Source organism: Streptomyces sp. SAJ15, assembly GCF_007595705.1.
Classification (GTDB): domain Bacteria; phylum Actinomycetota; class Actinomycetes; order Streptomycetales; family Streptomycetaceae; genus Streptomyces.
In genome coordinates, this window is sequence record NZ_NISY01000003.1 from 625,435 (window position 1) to 647,242 (window position 21,808).

Genomic DNA, 21,808 nt, shown 5'->3' on the forward strand with positions numbered 1-21,808 from the left:
CACGCGATCACGCTCGGCCGGCGTCGGCGATCACGCTCGGTCCCTTCCGGGAAAGTTCAGTCTCGCCAATTCGCGACGATCAGTGACGGAGTGGGTGCGTTATGTGATGTGCTGTAGCCAAACGCTGTCACTCGGCCCCGTGCGGGCGGACCTACAGAACAGTGAGCGAGGCAGCAGGACAGCAGCCAGCCGTCGGGGGAGGCAGGGAGGGGAGCGAGCATGGGCACGGAGCAGATCCGGCGCTGGGAGTCAGGGGCACTCGCACATGCGGTCAACGACCCTTTCGGTCAGGGACCGCTGCCCTGGCTGCGGGGAAGTGAGAACTATTTCGACGACACCGGCCATATGGTGCCGTGGTACGTGGACTACGGCACCGTGGCCGGTGCGGGCACTCACGAGGTCTCCGGGGCCGGCGGGCGGCTCCCCGACCCCCGGCCGGCGGCCGGCGCACGGGCGGGCGGCCCGGCCGGCGCCCGCCTCGGCGCCCGCGCGGGCCGCGGCACCACCCGGCGCTCCTCCGGCCCCCGCACGGCCGACGATGTGCACCGCCAGATCAAGGGGTTCACCTCCACCCCGGCCGCCGCCCCCGGCGAGGCCATCGACTTCCGGATCACGGTCGACCCGCCGCAGCAGTTCGGCGTGGACGTCTACCGCATCGGTCACTACGGCGGCGACGGCGCCGCGAAGATCACCACCAGTCCGCGGCTGTCGGGCATCGTCCAGCCGCCCCCGCTCACCGCCGACCGCACCGTCTCCTGTCATCACTGGTGGCTGTCCTGGCGGCTCCAGATCCCCACCTACTGGAAGCTGGGCGCGTATGTCGCCGTGCTGACCACGGCCGACGGCTACCGCAGCCACATCCCGTTCACGGTCCGCGACCACCACCCCGCCGACCTGCTGCTGGTCCTCCCCGAGCTCACCTGGCAGGCGTACAACCTCTACCCGGAGGACGGTCGCACCGGGGCCAGCCTCTACCACGCCTGGGACGAGCGGGGCCGGCTGCTGGGCGAGCAGGACGCGGCCGTCACCGTCTCCTTCGACCGTCCCTACGCGGGCGCCGGGCTGCCGTTGCACGTCGGCCACGCCTACGACTTCATCCGCTGGGCCGAGCGCTACGGCTACGACCTCGCCTACGCCGACACCCGTGATCTGCACGCGGGCCGGGTCGATCCGACCCGCTACCGGGGGCTGGTCTTCCCCGGTCACGACGAGTACTGGTCGATGTCGATGCGCCGCACCGTGGAGCTCGCCCGCGACACCGGCACCTCGCTGGTCTTCCTCTCCGCCAACACGATGTACTGGCAGGTGGAGCTGGCCCCCTCGCCCGCCGGCCCGGACCGGCTGCTGACCTGCCGCAAGCGCCGGGGCCCCGGACGCTCGGCGCTGTGGCGCGAGACGGCGTCGCCGGAGCAGGAGCTGATCGGCATCCAGTACGCCGGCCGGGTGCCGGAGCCGCACCCGCTGGTGGTGCGGAACGCCGACCACTGGCTCTGGGAGGCCACCGGCGCGCGGGAGGGGGACGAGCTGCCCGGACTGGTCGCCGGCGAGGCAGATCGTTACTTCCCGCGCACCAGCCTCCCCGAGCACACCCGCCGCATCCTGCTGGCGCACTCCCCGTACACCGACGGCGAGGGCGCCACCCGCCACCAGGAGACCTCGCTGTACCGGGCCCCCAGCGGCGCTCTGGTCTTCGCCTCGGGCACCTTCGCCTGGTCACCGGCGCTGGACCGGCCGGGCCACGCCGATGTGCGCATCCAGCGCGCGACGGCCAACCTCCTCGACCGGATGTGCAAGCGCGACTGACCCGCGTGGACCCTCCTGGACCGAATCGCGTCCCACCCGCATCGCGGGTGGTCAGACGTGTGAGGGACAATCGAGGGACTTGGTCGATTCGCACAGGAGGACCCGTGTCCGGATTCGTAGAGAAGCCCGAACCGGTAGAGGTGCCGGGCCTTGAGCACCTGCACACCGGCAAGGTGCGCGACCTCTACCGGAACGAGAAGGGCGATCTCGTGATGGTCGCCAGCGACCGGATGTCGGCCTTCGACTGGGTGCTGCCCACCGAGATCCCCGACAAGGGCCGGGTCCTCACCCAGCTCTCCCTGTGGTGGTTCGACCAGCTCGCGGACCTGGTCCCGAACCATGTGCTGTCCACCGAGCTCCCCGAGGGCGCCCCGGCCGACTGGGCCGGCCGCACCCTGATCTGCCGCCCGCTGCGGATGGTGCCGGTCGAGTGCGTGGCGCGCGGCTATCTGACCGGCTCCGGGCTGCTCGAGTACCAGGAGGACCGCACGGTCTGCGGTCTGGCCCTGCCCGAGGGGCTGACCGACGGCTCCGAACTCCCCCTGCCGATCTTCACCCCGGCCACCAAGGCCGCCGTCGGCGAGCACGACGAGAACGTCTCCTACGAGGAGGTGGCGCACCGCGTCGGCGCCGAGACCGCCGCCCGGCTGCGCCAGGCCACCCTCGCGGTCTATGGGCGCGCCCGTGACACCGCGCGCGCCCGCGGCATCATCCTCGCGGACACCAAGTTCGAGTTCGGCTTCGAGGGCGAGGAACTGGTGCTGGCCGACGAGGTGCTCACCCCGGACTCCTCCCGGTTCTGGCCCGCCGCCGAGTGGCAGCCCGGCCGCCCTCAGCCCTCCTTCGACAAGCAGTTCATCCGCGACTGGCTCGTCTCCCCGGCCTCCGGCTGGGACCGCCACAGCGAGCTGCCGCCGCCCCCGCTTCCCGCGGAGGTCGTCGAGCAGACCCGCGCCAAGTACATCGAGGCGTACGAGCGCCTCACCGGACTCTCCTGGTCCTGACGCCGGTCGTAACGTCGCGCCGCCGGGCCGCCGCCCGGCCCTCCGCCCCGGCTCGCTCCTCCGCCCCCGCCCACAGTGACCGACGTCACGACGCGCGAGGTCCGGGGGAGGGGCCGCGGGTGGGGGCGAGGCCCTCGGGCGGCGCCCGTGACGCACGAAAAAGCCCCGACCTCTCGGCCGGGGCTTTTCCCTATGGAGCGGACGACGAGGCTCGAACTCGCGACCTCAACCTTGGCAAGGTTGCGCTCTACCAACTGAGCTACGTCCGCATGCGCCGCGCTTTCCGTGCGGTGCGAAGTCCACTATAGCCAACCTCGCTCGCGAGCGATGCGCACTGCCGCATGACGGTTCTCCGCACCCAGCTTCGCGGCGGCCGCCGAGAGGTAGTTGCGGACCGTCCCCTGGGTCAGCGAGGCCCGCTCGGCGATCTCCGCGATCGGCGTCCCGCCCTCCGCCAGCTCCAGCAGCTCGGCCTCCCGCGCGGTCAGCGGAGAGTCCCCCGCGCTGATCGCGTCGGCCGCCAACTCCGGGTCCACATAGCGGCTTCCGCCGTGCACGGCGCGGATGATCTCCGCCAGCCGCTGCGCCGAGACCGTCTTCGGCACGAACCCCCGCACCCCCGCCTCCAGCGCCCGCTTGAGATGCCCGGGGCGCCCGTGACTGGTGACGATCATGGTGCGGCAGCCGGGCAGCTCGGCCCGTAGAGATGTGGCCACCGCCACACCGTCCATCCCCGGCATCTGGAGATCCAGCACCGCCACATCCGGCCGGTGAGCCCGCGCCATCGCCAGCGCCTCGGGCCCCGACGCGGCCTCGGCCACCACCCGCAGATCGTCCTCCAGCGCCAGCAGCGCGGCCAGCGCTCCCCGGATCAGATGCTCGTCGTCGGCGAGCAGCACCCGCATCACCCCGCGGCCCCCGCCCCCGCCCCCGCCTCCGGACCCGGCACCCCCGATGCCCGCCCCGCTCTCGCTCCCGGCCCCGGTCCCGGTTCCCGCCCAGGCCCCGGCGGCCCCCGCGGCCCCGATGCTCGCCCGGGTCCCGCCCTCGCCCCCGGCCCTGATGTCGGTCCCGGTCTCGGCCCCGGCGTCGCCCTCAGTGGGCCCCATCACCTGATCCCCTCCGTCAGCCGGGCGGCTGTCCCCGGCGCCCGGAGGCGCGGCGGCCCGGCGGCCACACCGTCCTCGTGTCCCGCCGCCGGGGCAGGCTCCGCGCCCCGGCCCGGCGCCGCCCACGGCCCCGGCTTCGCTGCCGCGGACGAGGTTGGAGGCGAGGTGAGCGGGGAGCCGAGCGGGGAGTCGGGGAGCGGCGCGGCCGTTCCGCGTCGGACGCGGGCGGTGGCCGGGGCCTCTCCCGCCGGAGCCTCCTCCGCCGGACCTCGGTCCAGGGAGGCGTCGTCCAGCGAAGCGTCGTCCAGCGGGATCCGCGCCGTGAGCCGGAACCGGCCGCCGGGGAGCGCTCCGGTGACGACGGTGCCCCCCAGGCCGGCGAGCCGCTCCCGAAGCCCGGCCAGCCCGGAACCCCCCGATGTGGCACCGCTTGCGACGGCGTCGGCCGTCCCACAGGGCGCGGCCGCCGAGGTGCCCGGCACGCCGTCGTTCTCCATGACCAGCACCGCCACCCGACCCCTCGGCGCGGCACCCCGCCCCACCGGAGCGCCCTCGGTGGGGCGCCCGGATATGCGTCCGGCGACTCGTGCCGCCGTGCGGCCGACCGTGCTCGTCGCCGAACGCCCGGCGGCCGGGGTCGACCCGCGTCCCGGCGGGTCGCCCGCCGCGATCTCGACCCGGATCGCACAGTGCCGGGCGGCGTCCGCGTGCCGCAGGACGTTGGTGGTGCCCTCGCGGACCACCCAGCCCAGCGCCGACTGCACCGCGGAGGGCAGCGGGTCCGTGCCGTCCGGCCCGGCCGTGGCGCCCGCGATGCGGCAGTCGATGCCGGCGGCGGCCAGCACCGCTCTGGCACCCACCAGTTCGGTGTGCAGATCGGCCTCCCGATAGCCGCGCACCACGTCCCGTATCTCCCGCTGTGACTCCTGGGTGATCCGGAGCACCTCCACCATCTGCTCGACGGCCTCCGGCCGTCCGCGCCGGGCCAGCTGCACCGCGAGCTCGCTCTTCAAGGCGATGACCGCCAGATTGCGCCCGAGCACGTCGTGCATGTCCCGACCGAACCGCAGCCGCTCCTCCGCGACCGCCAGCCGCGCCTGCACCGCCCGGGCGTCGTGCACCTCCCACATCACCCCCAGCATCCAGCCGGAGCAGCGGATGGTGAGCAGGGAGAAGCCGCACTGGAAGGCGACCACCAGCACCACGGCGCAGAGCCGCAAGTCATGCACGCCGACGAGGAAGAAACCCAGGGTGGCCAGCGCCGCGATCCCCCCGCAGACCGCGGCGAAGGTCCACTTGGGGACCAGCAGGCAGGAGATCCCCCCGAAGGGCATGGTGACCCAGCCCACCAGCAGCACCGCCGTGCCGACGGCCAGCCCGCCGACGGCGCACAACGCCAGGGTCAGCCCGAGGGTGAGCACCATCAGCAGCGCCGCGAGGCCCGTCTGCCGTCGGGGGACGCCACCCTTCCCCAGGTAGTGGTCGAGGGCGCGCTGGGTCGCCCCCATGCCGGTGGCGCACTGCACCACGGACAGCAGCACCAGCGCGGCGGCCAGGGACAGCGGGAGGGGCCGGCTCTCCACGGCTCCCAGCAGCGGCAGTAGGCCCCAGGAGAGCATGAAGATCCAGGGCGCGATGCGCAGCATCCACCGGCTGAAGAGGTCGACCTGCGCGATCTTGCTCCGACCGCGCCACTTCCGCACCCGTCCGAACACGGGCCTCACCCCCGAAACAATCCCACCCGTGATCCCACCCGGGAACCCCGGGAACCCGCCCCTCAGCGCCGGGGCTCCCAACGGAACCAGCGCCGCACCGACCACACCGCGGCGGCTATCCACGCCACGCCCGTGACCAGCTGTGTCAGTGTGTCACCCACCCCGTCGCCGCCGGTCCAGCCGGCGCGCACCAACTCGATGGCCGGGGTGAGCGGGAGCACCTCGCACACCGCCGCCAGCCGGTCCGGCATGACGTCGAGCGGGAAGACCATGCCCGACCCCATCAGGGATATGAGCATCAGCGGCATCGGGCTCAGCTGGGCGCCCTCGGTGGACTTGGTGACGCCGGCGGTGACCGCGGCCATCGCCACCATCAACGCCAGGCCCAGCAGCACCCCGACGACCGCCAGATGCGGGGCCTTCGGCGCCTCCAGATCCAGCACCAGTCCGCCGGCGACGGCGAGCAGCGCGCACTGCGCCAGGGCCACCACCACCGCGGGCAGCGCGGTGCCGGCCAGGATCTGTCGGTCGCTCAACTCACCGCAGCGCAGCCGCTTGAGGACCAGCTCCTCACGGCGGGCCACGAAGACGCCGACCAGGTTCGTGTACACGGCGAAGAGCAGCACGAAGCCGATCGCGCCGGGGAGCAGCACCGTGCCGACCGTCAGCCCGGTGGACTTCAGGTCCAACTCCTCGATCGGCGACTTCATGCTGAAGGTCATCGTGGCGGGCAGCGCCAGGGCCGCGAACAGCGCCGCCTTGTTCCTGCTGAGCAGAGTCAGCTCCGCCTGTGCCAGTGCCTTCATCGACCCTCACTCCCCGCGGACGCCAGCGCGGACGCCGGTCCGGGCTCGGCCCCCCGCCCCGATCCCTTCGCCGCGGATCCGCCTGCCGACGCCGGATCCGCGGCCCTCTCCGACTCCTTGGCGATGTGCAGGAACGCCTCCTCCAGCGAGGCCGAGCGGGCGTCCAGGCCGCGCAGCTCGACACCGGCGTCCCGGGCCCACACCAGCAGGCCGGTGGCGGCCCGCTGGAGGTCGTCCGTGCGCAACCGCATCGTCCGCCCCTCCAGCTCGTGTGCGGTGACGCCCAGGCCGGGCAGCGGCGGCAGGTCGCCCGGCAGCAGGTCCGACGGGAGCTGGAAGGAGATCTGGGAGGGACGCCGGGCCACGATCTCGGCGACGGTGCCCTCGACCGCTATCCGGCCCTCGTGCATGATCGCGAGCCGGTCGGCGAGCTCCTCGGCCTCTTCCAGATAGTGCGTGGTGAGCAGCACGGTGGTGCCGGCGTCGCGCAGCGCGCGGACCAGCTCCCAGGTGTCCCGGCGCGCCTCGGCGTCCAGCCCGGTGGTGGGCTCGTCCAGGAAGAGCACCTCGGGCTCGCCGAGCAGCGCCAGCGCCAGGTCGAGCCGCCGCCGCTCGCCACCGGAGAGCTGCTTGACCCGCACCCCCCGGCGGTGGGCCAGCCCGACCGCCTCCAGCACCTCCGCCGCGGGCCGGGCACCGGTGGTGCAGCCCGCCCACATCCGCAGGGTCTCGGCCACGGTCAGCTCAGATGGGAAGCCACCCTCCTGGAGCATGATCCCGACCCGCGGTCGGACCGCGGCCCGCTCGCGGTACGGATCACGGCCCAGCACCCGCACCTGTCCTCCGCTGGGGGCGGCCAGGCCCTCCAGCAGTTCGAGGGTGGAGGTCTTCCCCGCCCCGTTCGTCCCCAAGAGCGCGAAGAGTTCGCCGCGCCCGACGGAGAAGGTGATGCCGCGCACCGCCTCGAAGCCGCCCGCGTAATGCCGTTGGAGCCCCGTGGCTTCCATCACACGCTCGCCGAATTCCATGACACCAGGCTCGCCCGGGAAATCGCCCCTCGGCAGTGCGGGCTGTCATCGCCCCAGATGACGAATGTCATCCTGCGGCGGACCGGGGTACGGCTGGGAGCGCGGGGCACACGACGGAACGCCCGGCGCACATGAGAAAGGCCCCGATCTCCAGGAGACCGGGGCCTTCAATCTGAGCGGACGACGAGATTCGAACTCGCGACCCTCACCTTGGCAAGGTGATGCTCTACCAACTGAGCCACGTCCGCATGCTTCCAACCGGCCTTCACCGATTGGTGCGAACACCACTGTACCTGATCCACTTGCGTGGATCGGTAAGCGATGAGAGCGGGTGACAGGGATCGCACACTGCGCCTCCCCCTTGGAAAGGGGGCGCTCTACTACTGAGCTACACCCGCGTGTTCCTCGGGGCTTCCGCCTTTCGGCCTCGCCCCTCGGCGTGCTCCAGACTCTAGCGGATCACCGGGGGTGTTGTGCAACTCGGCCGGGAGGCCGCTCGGCGAGGTGCCCTCCCGGCCCGACGGGTCGGCCCTCAGTGGGCGGCGTCGTACGCCTCGTAGACCTTCTTCGGGATGCGGCCGCGCGGCGGGACGTCCATCTGGTTCGAGCGCGCCCAGGCGCGCACCACGGCGGGGTCCGGCGCGAGCGTGGTCCGCTTGTACGCCTTGCCGGACCGGCTCCGCTTGCGGCCGGCCTCCACGTAAGGGGCCAGGGCGACACGGAGTTTCTTTGCATTGGCGGAGCTCAGGTCGATCTCGTACGACCTGCCGTCGAGACCGAACGCGACCGTCTCCTCGGCTTCTCCGCCGTCGATGTCGTCAGAGAGCGTGACCACTACGCGCTGCGCCACGGATACCGGTCCTTTCGGGGTGACATCGATGCGTTGACGTGCATAGATGCCGGTTGTGAGGGTGTATGGGCTCTTTACTTTTTCATTTGTACAGCGGCGGACATTGCATTGTGAAGCCCCGCGAATTCCATCCGCGTGTCACGCTGCAATCGGGACCATACGTTTTTCGGTGTCTTTTCCCCAGGGGCCGCCGACGCCGATGCATAAACGTGATCGTGTGCGCACTATATCTACCCGCGTAGATTTTTCCTAGGGGTACGCTAAGGCCACCGCCTTACGCACCACATCACCACCGGGAGTGCCAGTGGCACGCGTCGTAGTCGACGTCATGCTCAAGCCGGAGATCCTCGACCCGCAGGGCCAGGCGGTGCAGCGCGCACTGCCCCGCCTCGGTTTCGAGGGGATCGCCGACGTCCGTCAGGGCAAGCGTTTTGAACTTGAGGTGGAGGGGCCGGTCGACGACGCCGCCCTCGGCCGCATCCGCGAGATGGCAGAGACCTTCCTCGCCAACACCGTCATCGAAGACTTCACCATCCGGGTCGACTCATGACTGTTCGTATCGGGGTGATCACCTTCCCCGGCACCCTCGACGACCGTGACACCCAGCGCGCGGTTCGCCTCGCCGGACTGGAAGCGGTGCCGCTGTGGCACCGCGACAAGGACCTGAAGCAGGTGGACGCCGTGGTGCTGCCCGGCGGCTTCTCCTATGGCGACTATCTGCGGGCCGGGGCCATCTCCCGGTTCTCGCCCGTCATGGAGTCGGTCATCGACCAGGCGAAGGCCGGCATGCCGGTCCTCGGCATCTGCAATGGCTTTCAGGTGCTCACCGAGACGCACCTGTTGCCCGGCGCGATGCTCCGCAACAACCACCTGCACTTCATCTGCCGGGACCAGAAGCTGCGGGTGGAAAACAACGGGACGGCCTGGACGACTTCCTACGAGGCCGGCCAGGACATCAGCATTCCGCTGAAGAACATCGACGGCCGCTACGTCGCGGACGAGCGCGTCCTGGACGAGCTCGAAGCCGAGGGCCGCGTGGTCTTCCGCTATCAGGACTTCAACCCGAACGGTTCACTGCGCGACATCGCCGGTATCACCAATGCGGCGGGCAATGTGGTGGGTCTCATGCCGCATCCCGAGCACGCCGTGGAGCCGCTGGTCGGCACCGGCCGCACCGACGGCCTCGGATTCTTCACCTCGATCCTCAAGAAGCTGGTCACCTCATGAGCCTGGACACGGTCAAGCACGCGGCCGAGACCCCGGACACCGAGCAGCCGTGGGCCGAACTCGGCCTCAAGCAGGACGAGTACGAGCGCATTCGGGAGATTCTCGATCGCCGCCCCACCGGCGCCGAGCTCGCCATGTACTCCGTGATGTGGTCCGAGCACTGCTCGTACAAGAGCAGCAAGGTCCATCTGCGGCAGTTCGGCGAGAAGGCGCCCGAGAACGACGCCCTGCTGGTGGGCATCGGCGAGAACGCCGGCGTGGTCGACGTCGGCCAGGGCTACGCGGTCACCTTCAAGGTCGAGTCGCACAACCACCCCTCGTACATCGAGCCCTACCAGGGCGCGGCCACCGGCGTCGGCGGCATCGTCCGCGACATCCTGGCCATGGGCGCCCGTCCGGTCGCCGTGATGGACCCGCTGCGCTTCGGTGCGGCGGACCACCCCGACACCAAGCGCGTCCTGCCGGGCGTCGTCGCGGGCATCGGCGGCTACGGCAACTGCCTGGGCCTGCCCAACATCGGCGGCGAGGTCGTCTTCGACCCCTGCTACCAGGGCAACCCGCTGGTCAACGCCCTGTGCGTGGGCGTGATGAAGCACGAGGACATCCACCTCGCCAAGGCCTCCGGCGCCGGCAACAAGGTCATCCTGTACGGGGCCAGGACCGGCGGCGACGGCATCGGCGGCGTCTCCGTGCTCGCCTCGGAGACCTTCGACGACAGTAAGCCGACCAAGCGGCCCGCGGTCCAGGTCGGCGACCCGTTCCAGGAGAAGCTGCTCATCGAGTGCACCCTGGAGGTCTTCCGGGAGCAGCTCGTCGAGGGCATCCAGGACCTCGGCGGCGCCGGTCTGTCCTGCGCCACCAGCGAGCTGGCCAGCGCCGGCTCCGGCGGCATGCGGGTCGAGTTGGACACCGTTCCGCTGCGCGACGCGACGCTCTCGCCCGAGGAGATCCTCATGAGCGAGTCGCAGGAGCGCATGTGCGCGATCGTCCGCCCGGACAAGGTCGCCCGCTTCATGGAGATCTGCGAGAAGTGGGACGTCATCGCCACCGTGATCGGTGAGGTGACCGACGGCGAGCGGCTGGAGATCTTCTGGCACGGCGAGCAGATCGTCGACGTGCCGCCGCGCACCGTGGCGCACGAGGGCCCGGTCTACGAGCGCCCCTACGCGCGCCCGGAGTGGCAGGACGCGCTCCAGGCCGACGACGCCGCCAAGCTGCCCCGGCCGGAGACGGGCGAGGAGCTGCGGGCGCAGGTGCTCGCGGTGGTCTCCTCCCCGAACCAGGCGTCCAAGTCCTGGGTCACCGACCAGTACGACCGCTTCGTGCAAGGCAACACCGTGCTGGCCCAGCCCGAGGACTCCGGCATGATCCGCATCGACGAGGAGACCAACCTCGGCGTCGCGGTGGCCACGGACGGCAACGGCCGGTACGCCAAGCTCGACCCGTACGCGGGCGCCCAGCTCGCGCTCGCCGAGTCGTACCGCAACGTCGCCGCCTCCGGCGCCAAGCCGCTGGCGATCTCCAACTGCCTCAACTTCGGCTCGCCGGAGGACCCGGCGGTGATGTGGCAGTTCGCCGAGGCCACGCGCGGTCTCGCGGACGGCTGCCTGCAGCTCGGCACCCCGGTGACCGGCGGCAACGTCTCGCTGTACAACCAGACCGGCGAGGTCGCCATCCACCCGACGCCGGTCGTCGCGGTGCTCGGCGTGATCGACGACGTCACCCGCCGCACCCCGATCGCCTTCGCCGAGGAGGGGCAGCTGCTCTACCTGCTCGGCGACACCCGCGAGGAGCTGGGCGGCTCGGCCTGGTCGCAGGTGATCCACGACCACCTCGGCGGGCTGCCGCCGCAGGTGGACCTGGAGCGCGAGCGGCTGCTGGCCGAGATCCTGATCTCGGCCTCCCGCGACGGCATGATCGACGCGGCGCACGACCTGTCCGACGGCGGTCTGGCGCAGGCCGTGGTCGAGTCCTGCCTGCGCGGCGGCAAGGGCGCGCGCCTGGTGGTGCCGGACGGCCTGGACGCCTTCACCCTCCTCTTCTCCGAGTCGGCGGGCCGCGCCGTCGTGGCCGTGCCGCGCAGCGAGGAGGTCCGCTTCACCGACATGTGCGGCGCGCGCGGGCTGCCCGCCGTGCGGGTCGGCGTCATCGACGGGGAGGCGCTGGAGGTCCAGGGCGAGTTCGACATCCCGCTGGCCGAGCTCAAGGAGGCGCACGAGGCGACGATTCCGGGCCTGCTGGTCTGAGTCCCGCCCCGCCCGCCGCGGTTCCGCACCGCGCGGACCCGCACCCGCACGGAGACGGCCGGGCGCCCGTCATGGGCGCCCGGCCGCTTCGGCGTCTCCGGGGCCGGCCGCGACGGCCGCCGCGAACCCCGGGACCGCGTCGGGCTCTCGCCGGTCAGGACCTCCAGAACGCGTCGGATGCCTCGATGTCGTCGTGGCACTCGTCGATGTCGCTGATCTTGCCGCCGACGATGGTGAAGAACATGCCCTCGTGCATCTCCAGCCCGCGGTCCTTGCGGTCCGCGTAGAACTTGTGCACCGAGATCACATGCCCACGGCCGTCGGCGAGGATGTGCTTGACGTCGATCCGCAGGGTGCCGCCGGTCTCCTCGTGCAGGCGGCGGTACAGCCGCAGACAGGTGTCACGGCCCTTGTGGTGCCCCGATATCAGGCTGTTGCCGGGTACGTGGTGGACGCAGTCCGACGTCAACAGCGTGGCGAGGGTGTCCATGTCGCCCTTGGTGAACGCTTCGTAGCCCTGGCGGATCAGGGCGCTGTCCGGGTGCTCGCCCATGGCGGTTCATGCCCTTCCCGTCGACGGAGCCCTGGTGGCCCGCCGACTGCCGGGTGATGTCGATTTGTCTCCATCATCGGACCGTACGGCTGAGTAAGCTCGCCGTCATGCCTCCCGCGCGCCGTAAGCCCCGTGCCCGCACCTACGACGACGCCAGGACGCGGGCCGCCGTCATCGCTCAGCTCGGACACGTCCGGGAGGCGGTGGCCGGGCTGACCGAGGCACAGCTCGCGGCGCCGGCCCGGCCGGCCGGGCGGACCGTGCGCGAGCTGGCGGCCGGGCTGGGCGCGTCCGTGGAGCGGCTCAACCGGGACCTGGAGCTGCCCGCGCCACCGGCGCGGGAGGTCGCGCTCGACGACTGGGTCGCGGTGTCGGCCGCGCGCGGCGCCGACGTCGACCAGGGCCCGGAGACGGCCGCGGAGGGATCCGAGGCGGGGCCGGCGGCCGGGGCCGCGGAGCTCGGCGCGCGACTGGAGCGCGCCGCCGCGCGGTTGGCCGCGCTCCTCGCGGACGCCCCCGCCGGGCGGCTGGTGCCGGCCCGCGCGGGCGCGATGCGGCTGGACGACGTCCTCGTCACCCGGTGCGTCGAGCTCGTCGTGGACGCCGACGACATGGCGGCCGCCGCCGGGGTGGCGGTCCGGCACGACCGGCACGCGCTGGCCACCGCGACCCGGCTGTTGGCGGACGCCCTGGCGGCGAAGGCCCCCGGCGGTTCGGTGGAGGTCCGGGTTCCGCCCTATGTCGTCGTCCAGTGCGTCGAGGGCCCCCGGCACACCCGAGGCACCCCGCCCAACGTCGTGGAGACCGCCCCGCTGACCTGGCTGCGACTCGCCACCGGCCGTGTCACCTGGGCCGATGCCCTGGAGTCGGCGGAGGTGACGGCGAGTGGCGAGCGGGCGGACCTGGCCGCGCTGCTGCCTCTGCTCGTCTGACGTCCGCCGGGCCCGCGCGGGGTGGAGCGGGTGTCGCGGCGTGCCGCGCGGGGGCTGGCCGAAATGTGATCCTCGCCGCAGCCGCGGGCCGGTTTGGAGGCTCCTCCGCTGGCCGTAGCGCATTCGAGTGGTGTGATGTGTGACTTTTCAGCGTTCCCACGTTCGGAGGTGCGCACAAACTGGCCTAGACTCGATGACGTGCCACGTGGTGACGGACGACTCAGCCACGACCTGCTCCCCGGTGAGAAGGGCCCCCAGGACGCTTGCGGCGTCTTCGGTGTCTGGGCTCCGGGTGAAGAGGTCGCCAAACTCACCTATTTCGGGCTGTATGCCCTGCAGCACCGCGGACAGGAGTCCGCGGGCATCGCAGTGAGCAACGGCTCCCAGATCCTGGTCTTCAAAGACATGGGACTCGTGTCCCAGGTCTTCGACGAGACCTCCCTCGGCTCTCTCCAGGGCCATATCGCGGTCGGTCACGCCCGCTACTCCACCACCGGAGCCTCGGTGTGGGAGAACGCCCAGCCGACCTTCCGGGCGACCGCGCACGGTTCGATCGCCCTCGGTCACAACGGCAACCTGGTCAACACCGCCGAGCTGGCCGAGATGGTCGCCGCGCTGCCGCGTGAGAACGGCCGGGCCACCCAGGTGGCGGCCACCAACGACACCGACCTGGTGACCGCGCTGCTGGCCGGGCAGGTGGACGACGAGGGCAAACCGCTCACCATCGAGGAGTCGGCGGCCGCCGTGCTCCCCAAGGTCAGGGGTGCCTTCAGCCTGGTGTTCATGGACGAGCACGCGCTGTACGCCGCCCGGGACCCGCAGGGCATCCGCCCGCTGGTGCTGGGCCGCCTGGAGCGTGGCTGGGTGGTGGCCTCCGAGACCGCCGCGCTGGACATCGTCGGCGCCAGCTTCGTCCGCGAGGTCGAGCCCGGCGAGCTGATCGCCATCGACGAGAACGGGATGCGTGCCTCCCGCTTCGCCGAGGCCCGCCCCAAGGGCTGCGTCTTCGAGTACGTCTACCTGGCCCGCCCCGACACCGACATCGCCGGGCGGAACGTTTACCTCTCCCGCGTGGAGATGGGCCGCCGGCTGGCCAAGGAGGCCCCGGCCGACGCCGACCTGGTGATAGCCACGCCGGAGTCGGGCACCCCGGCCGCCGTCGGCTACGCCGAGGCCAGCGGCATCCCGTACGGCTCCGGCCTGGTGAAGAACGCCTACGTGGGCCGCACCTTCATCCAGCCCTCGCAGACCATCCGGCAGCTGGGCATCCGGCTCAAGCTGAACCCGCTCAAGGAAGTCATCCGCGGCAAGCGGCTGGTCGTCGTCGACGACTCGATCGTGCGCGGCAACACCCAGCGCGCGCTGGTGCGGATGCTGCGCGAGGCCGGGGCGGCCGAGGTGCACATCCGGATCTCGTCCCCGCCGATCAAGTGGCCCTGCTTCTTCGGCATCGACTTCGCCACCCGCGCGGAGCTCATCGCCAACGGCCTGTCGGTCGAGGAGATCGGCAAGTCGCTGGGCGCCGACTCGCTGGCGTACATCTCCATCGACGGCATGATCGAGGCGACCTCGATCGCCAAGCCGAACCTGTGCCGCGCCTGCTTCGACGGGGAGTACCCGATGGAGCTGCCGGACCCCGAGCTGCTCGGCAAGCACCTGCTGGAGACCGAGCTCGCGGGTGGTCCCGACGCCGCGGACGCGCTGCGGCGCCCGTAGGACCGCCCTCGGCAGCGCGTCGTCGACAGGTCGGCGGGCTCCTCGGCGGCCCGCCGGGTCGGCGGGCGGCCCTCACGCGTCGGTCGCGGACGGCGTGGGCGGCCCGGCATGGCCGGACCGCCCCGTCCGCACCCGGACGTCCCTCATCACGACACGAAAGATCTCAAGGCAATGTCTGAGTCTGTTTCTGCCGCGGGCGGCGCGAGCTATGCGAGCGCGGGCGTCGACATCGAGGCGGGAGACCGCGCGGTCGAGCTGATGAAGGAGTGGGTGAGGAAGTCGACCCGCCCGGAGGTCGTCGGCGGTCTCGGCGGCTTCGCGGGGCTCTTCGACGCCTCCGCCCTCAAGCGCTACCAGCGTCCGCTGCTGGCCTCCGCCACCGACGGCGTCGGCACCAAGGTGGACATCGCGCGCCGGATGGGCGTCTACGACACCATCGGTCACGACCTGGTCGGCATGGTCGTCGACGACCTCGTGGTCTGCGGCGCCGAGCCGCTGTTCATGACGGACTACATCTGTGTGGGCAAGGTCCACCCGGAGCGGGTCGCGTCGATCGTCAAGGGCATCGCCGAAGGCTGTGTGCTGGCCGGCTGCGCGCTGGTCGGCGGCGAGACCGCCGAGCACCCCGGGCTGCTGGCCGCGGACGACTTCGACGTCGCGGGCGCCGGCACCGGCGTGGTCGAGGCCGACCAGGTGCTGGGCGCGGATCGTATCCGTAAGGGTGACGTGGTGATCGCGATGGCGTCGTCCGGACTTCACTCGAACGGGTACTCGCTGGTTCGGCACGTTCTCTTCGACCGCGCCGGCTGGGCGCTGGACCGTGAGGTTCCGGAGCTCGGCCGCACCCTCGGCGAGGAGCTGCTGGAGCCCACCCGGATCTACTCGCTGGACTGCCTGGCGCTGCTGCGCACGGCCGAGGTGCACGGCTTCTCGCACATCACCGGTGGCGGGCTGGCGAACAACCTGGCCCGGGTGATCCCGGACCACCTGCACGCCTCCGTCGACCGCTCCAGCTGGACCCCGGGCGCGATCTTCGACCTGGTGGGCACGGCCGGTTCGGTGGAGCGGCTGGAGCTGGAGAAGACGCTCAACATGGGCGTCGGCATGGTCGCGGTGGTGCCCGAGCAGTCGGTGGACGTCGCCCTGACCGCGCTCGCGGACCGCGACGTCGACGCCTGGGTGTGCGGTGAGGTCACCGAGCGCACCGACGCGCACACCGCGGCCGTCACGCTGACCGGCGACTACGCGGGCTGAGCCGAACCGGCCGAGCCGGCCCCTCCGGGACGGACCCGTCCGAGCCGGACCTCTTCCGGGGCGGGCCGCCGCGCCCCACCCTCCTGGCAGACCCTCCCCGGGCCGTTTCGGCGGCCCGGGGCTCCGCCCTGCCGAGGCGTGGATCACCGCTGTCGACTGGGGCGCTACGCCCTCTGTGCGCCCGTTTCCGGGCAGCACAGAAGCCGGTCCGAGGCAGAGGCCCCGGACCGGCCGAAGTACAGCGAGAAGCCGAACGTCAGAAGCGCGTTTGGGCGCGCTCAAGCGCGCCGACGCTGCGCCGACGAACCGGACGGCTGGTCGTCGTCCTCATCGTCGTCGTCGTTGTACAGATCCGCGTACTGTGCGTACGGGTCGTCGTCCAGCTCATCGTCTTCGAACCGCTCACCATTCGGCGGCTGGCTCGATGTCGATGCGCCCAGCTCCTCGGCCAGGCGTGAGAGATCCGTCCCACCGCTGTTGTACTTCAGCTGGCGGGCGACCTTCGTCTGCTTGGCCTTGGCCCGGCCGCGCCCCATGGCTCGACCCCCTCAACGACGGGGCTCGACGGCCCCAGAGTCTTGACACGCGTTCACGTTCACATGAGTCGGAGCGGACTCTCGGGGGGAGAGACCGGTCCGTAGGGCTTCAACGGTACCTGCTTCTGTGGCCATACGGTACGTCGCCCGCACGACGTGCCACTCGGCAGTCCCCGCGAGGCGCCCTGTCCTCGCTGGTCAACTGCGATTTTAACGTGTATTGAGCGCCGACCCGCCGACAAGCCGTGAGAGATCTCTCCCCGCGCGGCCTGTCCGTGTGCCGACAAATGTCGTAGCGGCCCGTCCCGGCGCCGTGGCGATGCCGGAGATCCGCCACCGGCAGCCCACCCCGACGAATCATTTCGTATGAAGGTACGAAATGATTCGTCGGGGTGAGGGGGTCAGCTCTGGCGGCCTTCCGCCATCCGCTGCTCCGCCAGCCGGTCGGCGGCCACCGCCGGCGGCACCCCGTCCGCCTTCGCCCGCTCGAATATGGCCAGCGTGGTGTCGAAGATCTTCGTCGCCTTCGCCTTCGCCCGCTCGAAGTCGAAGCCGTGCAGCTCGTCCGCCACCTGGATGACGCCGCCGGCGTTCACCACGTAGTCGGGGGCGTAGAGGACGCCGCGGTCGGCGAGGTCCTTCTCCACCCCCGGGTGGGCGAGCTGGTTGTTGGCCGCACCGCAGACCACCGAGGCGGTCAGGGCCGGAACGGTCTCGTCGTTCAGGGCGCCGCCCAGCGCGCACGGGGCGTAGACGTCCAGGTCGGCGCGGATGAGGGCGTCCGTGTCGAGGACCGCCGTCACCTTCGGGTGCCGGCTTATGACCCGATCGACGGACTCCCGGCGCACATCGGTGATGAACACCTCGGCACCGTCCTCCAGCAGGTGCTCGACCAGGTGGTGGCCCACCTTGCCGACGCCCGCGACGCCCACCCGGCGGCCGGCGAGCGTGGGCTCGCCCCAGGCGGCCTGAGCGGAGGCCCGCATGCCCTGGAAGACGCCGAAGGCGGTGAGCACGGAGGAGTCGCCGGCGCCGCCGTTCTCGGGGGAGCGGCCGGTCGTCCACCTGCAGACGCGGGAGACCACGTCCATGTCCGCGACATAGGTGCCGACATCGCAGGCGGTGACATAGCGGCCGCCCAGGGAGGCCACGAAGCGCCCGTAGGCGAGCAGCAGCTCCTCCGTCTTGATCGTGTCGGGGTCGCCGATGATCACGGCCTTGCCGCCGCCGTGATCCAGCCCGGCGAGCGCGTTCTTATAGGACATGCCGCGGGCGAGGTTCAGCGCGTCGAGCACCGCCGCCTCGTCGGACGGATAGGCGTGGAAACGGGTACCGCCCAGGGCCGGGCCCAGAGCGGTGGAGTGGATGGCGATGACGGCCTTCAGGCCGGTCTCGCGGTCCTGGCAGAGGACTACCTGCTCGTGGCCGCCCTGATCGGAGCGGAACAGGGTGTGCAGCACGCCGTCAGCATCGTCGGTGAGACGTACGTCAGTCACGGTGGTGACTCCCATATGTCGCTGGACGCCCCCCTGCGGGTGGGGAGGGCCGGTCGGCAAGAGGGTAAGCCCTCAAGGTCGCGGTGAGCGGTCAAGGAGACCGTTCTGTCACGCGTCTGGCATGGGACGATTCGAGCATCCGGCAGAGAGAACTCGAAGCACTCGAATCGGCCTTGAGGGAGCGTGCGTGGCGTTGGCGACTTCGGTGACTGTCCCGTACGCGGCGTATCTCCGGGTCTACGAGCCGCTTGCCGCGTTTCCGGAGCCGGAGCGCACGCACTGGGCGCGCTACGCGCGGCATGATCGGCTGCCGGGAGCCCAGGACGAACTGCGCCGATCGCTGGCGGACTTGCTTCCGGTGCCGCCGGTTCCGGTCCCCGTGCACGAGAGCGGCGACGCCTTCGTGGCCGTCGTCGACGGGGTGGTCTGCGTCTGCCCCTGGCGCACCCGGCTGCGGGGCTGGATCGCCCTGGAAGAGCTCGCCGAGCGCTTCCCGGCGCCGCTGCTGGACGCGGTGCTGCCGCCGGTGGTGCGGCGGCAGGCGGAGGCGGACTTCGCCCGCTGGCTGGAGCGCAACCCGGACGCACGGCCCTGGATCCGCTCCGCGACCTGGCACGTTCCGGTGCGCTGGTTCGTCCTCTTCACCGACGAGGAGCGCGAGTACACCAAGGGGGAGGAGGGGCTGCTGCTCCGCTACCGGACCCCGATGGTGGAGGCCCGGCGCCGGGTGGCGCGCGCCTTGAAGGTGCTGCGGGAGGCGCTCGGCGAGGGACCCCTGATCGACGGCCTGGTAGATGTTGGTCGATGGCTGGAGGAGTTCCACCCGCGCTCCCTGGTCGAGCTCGACTACGGCGGACTGGTGCACGCGGTGCCCGAGGAGCGGCTGGAGGACGATCACTCGGCCGCCGATGTGGCGGAGGGGCTCGCGGCGCTGCGCGACGGGGACGGCGAGCGGGCCGGGCTTGCGTACGAACGGCTGACGGAGCGCTGGAGCCTGGTGCGCGGGCGGCAGAATGCGAGCTGAGGCGTGCGCCGGGCGCGTACGGGAGCGCGGCGGTGGGCTCCGGCCGGGGCGCGCGGGGCGTGAGCCGGCGGGTGCTCCGGGCGCGCGGGCGTCGCGCGACGGACCAACGGCCGGGACGTAGGTCCCGATCCGGGCTATTGCGGCAACAGTGACCTAACCCACTTACTTCGGGTCTTGCGGCTATCCCCTACCCTCGTGCCAAAATAGGACAAGGAGTCCAGGAGGGCCTCCTTCCGTCCAAGTAAGGGCGGATTCATCGGTATTGCACTCCTTGATGGTGCTGATGGCGCTTGGTCCCACCGTGACTGATCGTCACGGTTGGGTGACTGTCCGTTATGGCATGGTCCATCGGGTTCCGTCGAGGTTGAACACCTGAGAGGGCAATTCCATCGGTTTGGCCGACGGGGCTGGACAGATGGTGTAGTTGTAGTGCCGAGGACAAGCCGTTCGTCCTATAACCGACTCGGCCCGCGTCCGCCATTTCGGGCAACGCGGGTCAAGGTGCAGAATTTAGAGGAAAGAACCGTGATGGTTCGGTTCTCCCGAGGAGGCCGCTCATGACCGCTCGCACCCCTGATGCCGAGCCGCTGCTGACCCCGGCTGAGGTTGCCACGATGTTCCGCGTGGACCCGAAGACGGTCACGCGCTGGGCCAAGGCAGGCAAGCTCACGTCGATCCGCACGCTCGGTGGTCACCGGCGCTACCGCGAAGCGGAGGTCCGCGCGCTCCTTGCGGGCATCCCGCAGCAGCGCAGCGAGGGCTGAAACAACTGCATAACCGGGCATTTCCAGGCCCCCCAGCCTGGCTGATGGCCCACCACTAGCTCCACACGACAGCGCCTGCCCCAACAGGTGTGCCGCCCGTACGATGCGGGCGAGTCGTCGATCGCGCTGGACTCCGCCGGGTCCAGCGCGATTTTTCATGCCCGCGCGAGGGGGCGAACGCGCCGTCCATCAGGGCGGGGTGGCCGTGTCGGCCGGACTCGCCCCGCCTCCTGCGGAGTCCGCACATTCCGTGCAAGGCGCCCCTTGGGGGTGGCGGGGGAGGGGATGGAAGCGCTTCCCTCGGGCCACTCGAAAGGGTGGTGCAATTGCACATATTAAATTGACCTGTTGTAGGAGGGGTGTAAGTTCACCCCCTTTGGAAAGCCGTTCGGTGACTCCCGTCACATCGCATGCTGCTTGTCGTCACGTGCATACCTACGGTAAAGGGATTCGGCACTTCCGTGCCGTGGAGGAAGAGGGCGTGGAAGGCGCATTGGATGCGTTCGCGCGCGGAATCGAGCGCGTCTGTTTACGTGCGTGAATCGCCGCCGAGGCGACGCGGGGCTGGCGCCTGTCCCGTGGGTGCCTCCGCCGTGAGTGCCGTGGGCGCCTCTTCCGTGGGTGCCTGCCTCGTGGGCGGATCGGATCCCTCCGTCGCGGACGGGCCTGTCGCCGCCCGCGCGGGCCGACGTCCGTGCGGGCCGACGTCCGTGCGGTGTCGGTCGCGTGAGGGTCGGAGCCGACGGCCGCCCGCGGCCGAGCGGTGCCGGCCGCGCGGCGTCGGCCGGCGGTCGCGCGGCGTGGGGCTGCGGCGCGGCCTGGGACGGCAGTCGGACGGCGCCGGTCGGCGTCGGCCGCAGAGGGCTGGACGGTGTCAGCCGCACGCGGTGCTCTTCCCGCCCTCGACGGCGTCGGCGGCGCGCACGGCCTCCGCGGTGCCCCCGTCGGCGCCTCGGGCCTCCTGGGGCTCCATCGCCAGCCGCAGCAGCCGGTGGCAGACCGGACAGTGCCGGGTGGAGTGGCGATACCCCATCGCCGCTGACAGATGGGCGCGTAACAACGCCCTGGTCTCATGCCTCGCGGTCGTCGTCATGAGCCGCACCTCCCGCGCGCCCCAGGCCACTTAAGTGATGGGTACCCCTGGTACGTGCCCCAGTCAAGACACGCAAAGGCCCGGATCCTCGTGCGGATCCGGGCCCGTGTCCATTATGAGCCAGCACCCTTCGGACGGACAGCGCCACGGCCGTCTCCCGCGTCCTCGCGGTCGTACGGAGCGCGTCGCGCGCGGGATGGACGGTGCGGCGTCGACGGGCGGGCACGGTGCGGTTCGTGGCGCGGTCGCGGCGCGGTTCGCGGTGCCTGTCGCGCCGTCAGGGAGTGCGGTCCGTGGGCGGGCCGTTGGGGCCGCACAAACGCCACGGCCCGCGATTCCAGGGGAATCGCGGGCCGTGATCCAGAGGCGGTCCTGACGGGATTTGAACCCGCGGCCTCCACCTTGACAGGGTGGCGAGCACTCCAAACTGCTCCACAGGACCTTGCTTCGCTTCCCACCTCGGTGGGCTGCGGAGACAGACTCTACAGCAGGTCAGGCCGCCTGGTCGAACTCACTCTTGGCGACGGCGGGACTACGGGCGGACCGAGGCCGAACGGCGGGCGGACGGCGGGCGGACGGCGGGCGGACGGCGGGCGGACGGCGGGCGGAACGGGCCTGGAACGGCTCGTTCCACGGGGTGCGCGCCGCCGGG

At 71.4% G+C, this 21,808-nt stretch carries 19 protein-coding genes and 4 tRNA genes; 10 read left to right on the plus strand and 13 right to left on the minus strand.

The annotated features are described in order from the left end of the window. Positions 1-219 precede the first annotated feature (219 nt). Positions 220-1,803: a N,N-dimethylformamidase beta subunit family domain-containing protein gene (locus CD790_RS12945; RefSeq protein WP_144383307.1), complete on the plus strand. Its 1,584-nt coding sequence runs from the start codon at positions 220-222 to the stop codon at positions 1,801-1,803. Between the two features lie 104 nt (positions 1,804-1,907). Beyond that, complete coding sequence (locus tag CD790_RS12950; RefSeq protein ID WP_144383308.1) at positions 1,908-2,807, plus strand: phosphoribosylaminoimidazolesuccinocarboxamide synthase; 900 nt, start codon at positions 1,908-1,910, stop codon at positions 2,805-2,807. Positions 2,808-3,000: 193 nt separating this feature from the next. On the opposite strand, the gene CD790_RS12955 is transcribed toward CD790_RS12950, so the two are convergent. The 8 genes from CD790_RS12955 to CD790_RS12990 all read right to left on the minus strand — a co-directional run bounded on the left by CD790_RS12955 (position 3,001) and on the right by CD790_RS12990 (position 8,315). Further along, positions 3,001-3,076: transfer RNA gene (locus CD790_RS12955), tRNA-Gly, on the minus strand. Between the two features lie 33 nt (positions 3,077-3,109). Continuing rightward, positions 3,110-3,712 carry a response regulator transcription factor gene (locus CD790_RS12960; RefSeq protein ID WP_144383404.1) on the minus strand — a complete coding sequence of 201 codons (603 nt, stop codon included), beginning with the start codon at positions 3,710-3,712 and terminating at the stop codon, positions 3,110-3,112. A gap of 203 nt (positions 3,713-3,915) precedes the next feature. Further along, positions 3,916-5,631, minus strand: a complete 1,716-nt coding sequence (locus CD790_RS12965; protein WP_260867520.1) for a histidine kinase — start codon at positions 5,629-5,631, stop codon at positions 3,916-3,918. Positions 5,632-5,693: 62 nt separating this feature from the next. Beyond that, on the minus strand, positions 5,694-6,437 hold the full coding sequence (locus CD790_RS12970) for an ABC transporter permease (RefSeq protein ID WP_144383309.1): 744 nt from the start codon (positions 6,435-6,437) through the stop codon (positions 5,694-5,696). Next, complete coding sequence (locus tag CD790_RS12975; protein ID WP_144383310.1) at positions 6,434-7,465, minus strand: ABC transporter ATP-binding protein; 1,032 nt, start codon at positions 7,463-7,465, stop codon at positions 6,434-6,436. Before CD790_RS12975 ends, CD790_RS12970 begins: the two co-directional genes overlap by 4 nt. Before the next feature lie 175 nt (positions 7,466-7,640). Then, a tRNA-Gly gene (locus CD790_RS12980) sits at positions 7,641-7,713 on the minus strand. Positions 7,714-7,791: 78 nt separating this feature from the next. Further along, positions 7,792-7,863: transfer RNA gene (locus CD790_RS12985), tRNA-Gly, on the minus strand. Positions 7,864-7,997: 134 nt separating this feature from the next. After that, entirely contained in the window at positions 7,998-8,315 is a 318-nt protein-coding gene (locus CD790_RS12990; protein WP_144383311.1) for an Lsr2 family protein, read from the minus strand. Positions 8,316-8,619: 304 nt separating this feature from the next. Between CD790_RS12990 and purS the strand changes: the two genes are divergently transcribed. Genes purS through purL form a run of 3 tightly spaced genes read left to right on the plus strand, consistent with a single transcriptional unit; the run spans position 8,620 to position 11,788 of the window. After that, complete coding sequence (gene purS, locus CD790_RS12995; protein ID WP_144383312.1) at positions 8,620-8,865, plus strand: phosphoribosylformylglycinamidine synthase subunit PurS; 246 nt, start codon at positions 8,620-8,622, stop codon at positions 8,863-8,865. Continuing rightward, positions 8,862-9,542: a phosphoribosylformylglycinamidine synthase subunit PurQ gene (purQ, locus tag CD790_RS13000; RefSeq protein WP_144383313.1), complete on the plus strand. Its 681-nt coding sequence runs from the start codon at positions 8,862-8,864 to the stop codon at positions 9,540-9,542. The genes purS and purQ overlap by 4 nt, the downstream gene beginning before the upstream one ends. Beyond that, positions 9,539-11,788: a phosphoribosylformylglycinamidine synthase subunit PurL gene (gene purL, locus CD790_RS13005; protein ID WP_144383314.1), complete on the plus strand. Its 2,250-nt coding sequence runs from the start codon at positions 9,539-9,541 to the stop codon at positions 11,786-11,788. The genes purQ and purL overlap by 4 nt, the downstream gene beginning before the upstream one ends. 154 nt (positions 11,789-11,942) lie before the next feature. On the opposite strand, the gene CD790_RS13010 is transcribed toward purL, so the two are convergent. After that, complete coding sequence (locus tag CD790_RS13010; RefSeq protein WP_144383315.1) at positions 11,943-12,341, minus strand: nuclear transport factor 2 family protein; 399 nt, start codon at positions 12,339-12,341, stop codon at positions 11,943-11,945. 107 nt (positions 12,342-12,448) lie between these two features. Here CD790_RS13010 and CD790_RS13015 point away from each other — a divergent pair, with 107 nt between their 5' ends. The 3 genes from CD790_RS13015 (at position 12,449) to purM (ending at position 16,243) form a co-directional block, all read left to right on the plus strand. Beyond that, on the plus strand, positions 12,449-13,273 hold the full coding sequence (locus CD790_RS13015) for a sterol carrier family protein (protein ID WP_144383316.1): 825 nt from the start codon (positions 12,449-12,451) through the stop codon (positions 13,271-13,273). Between the two features lie 198 nt (positions 13,274-13,471). Then, on the plus strand, positions 13,472-14,989 hold the full coding sequence (gene purF / locus CD790_RS13020; RefSeq protein ID WP_144383317.1) for an amidophosphoribosyltransferase: 1,518 nt from the start codon (positions 13,472-13,474) through the stop codon (positions 14,987-14,989). 171 nt (positions 14,990-15,160) lie between these two features. Then, positions 15,161-16,243 (plus strand): phosphoribosylformylglycinamidine cyclo-ligase, encoded by a 1,083-nt coding sequence (gene purM / locus CD790_RS13025; protein WP_144383318.1) that lies wholly within the window; start codon positions 15,161-15,163, stop codon positions 16,241-16,243. A gap of 278 nt (positions 16,244-16,521) precedes the next feature. Here purM and CD790_RS13030 read toward each other — a convergent pair whose 3' ends face one another. Together CD790_RS13030 and CD790_RS13035 are read right to left on the minus strand one after the other, a co-directional pair. Then, the gene (locus CD790_RS13030) at positions 16,522-16,779 is read right to left on the minus strand and encodes a DUF3073 domain-containing protein (protein ID WP_144383319.1); all 258 of its coding nucleotides are present in this window, start codon (positions 16,777-16,779) and stop codon (positions 16,522-16,524) included. A 401-nt stretch (positions 16,780-17,180) separates the two neighbouring features. Then, on the minus strand, positions 17,181-18,290 hold the full coding sequence (locus CD790_RS13035) for a Glu/Leu/Phe/Val dehydrogenase dimerization domain-containing protein (RefSeq protein WP_144383320.1): 1,110 nt from the start codon (positions 18,288-18,290) through the stop codon (positions 17,181-17,183). Between the two features lie 172 nt (positions 18,291-18,462). Between CD790_RS13035 and CD790_RS13040 the strand changes: the two genes are divergently transcribed. Together CD790_RS13040 and bldC are read left to right on the plus strand one after the other, a co-directional pair. Continuing rightward, complete coding sequence (locus CD790_RS13040) at positions 18,463-19,299, plus strand: hypothetical protein (protein ID WP_144383321.1); 837 nt, start codon at positions 18,463-18,465, stop codon at positions 19,297-19,299. A 557-nt stretch (positions 19,300-19,856) separates the two neighbouring features. Beyond that, the gene (gene bldC, locus CD790_RS13045) at positions 19,857-20,063 is read left to right on the plus strand and encodes a developmental transcriptional regulator BldC (RefSeq protein WP_020869672.1); all 207 of its coding nucleotides are present in this window, start codon (positions 19,857-19,859) and stop codon (positions 20,061-20,063) included. Positions 20,064-20,937: 874 nt separating this feature from the next. On the opposite strand, the gene CD790_RS13050 is transcribed toward bldC, so the two are convergent. Together CD790_RS13050 and CD790_RS13055 are read right to left on the minus strand one after the other, a co-directional pair. Further along, a complete protein-coding gene (locus CD790_RS13050; protein ID WP_144383322.1) occupies positions 20,938-21,156 on the minus strand; it encodes a DUF6274 family protein in 219 nt (72 codons plus the stop codon). Between the two features lie 367 nt (positions 21,157-21,523). Continuing rightward, positions 21,524-21,598, minus strand: a tRNA-Asp gene (locus tag CD790_RS13055). Between the last annotated feature and the right edge of the window lie 210 nt (positions 21,599-21,808).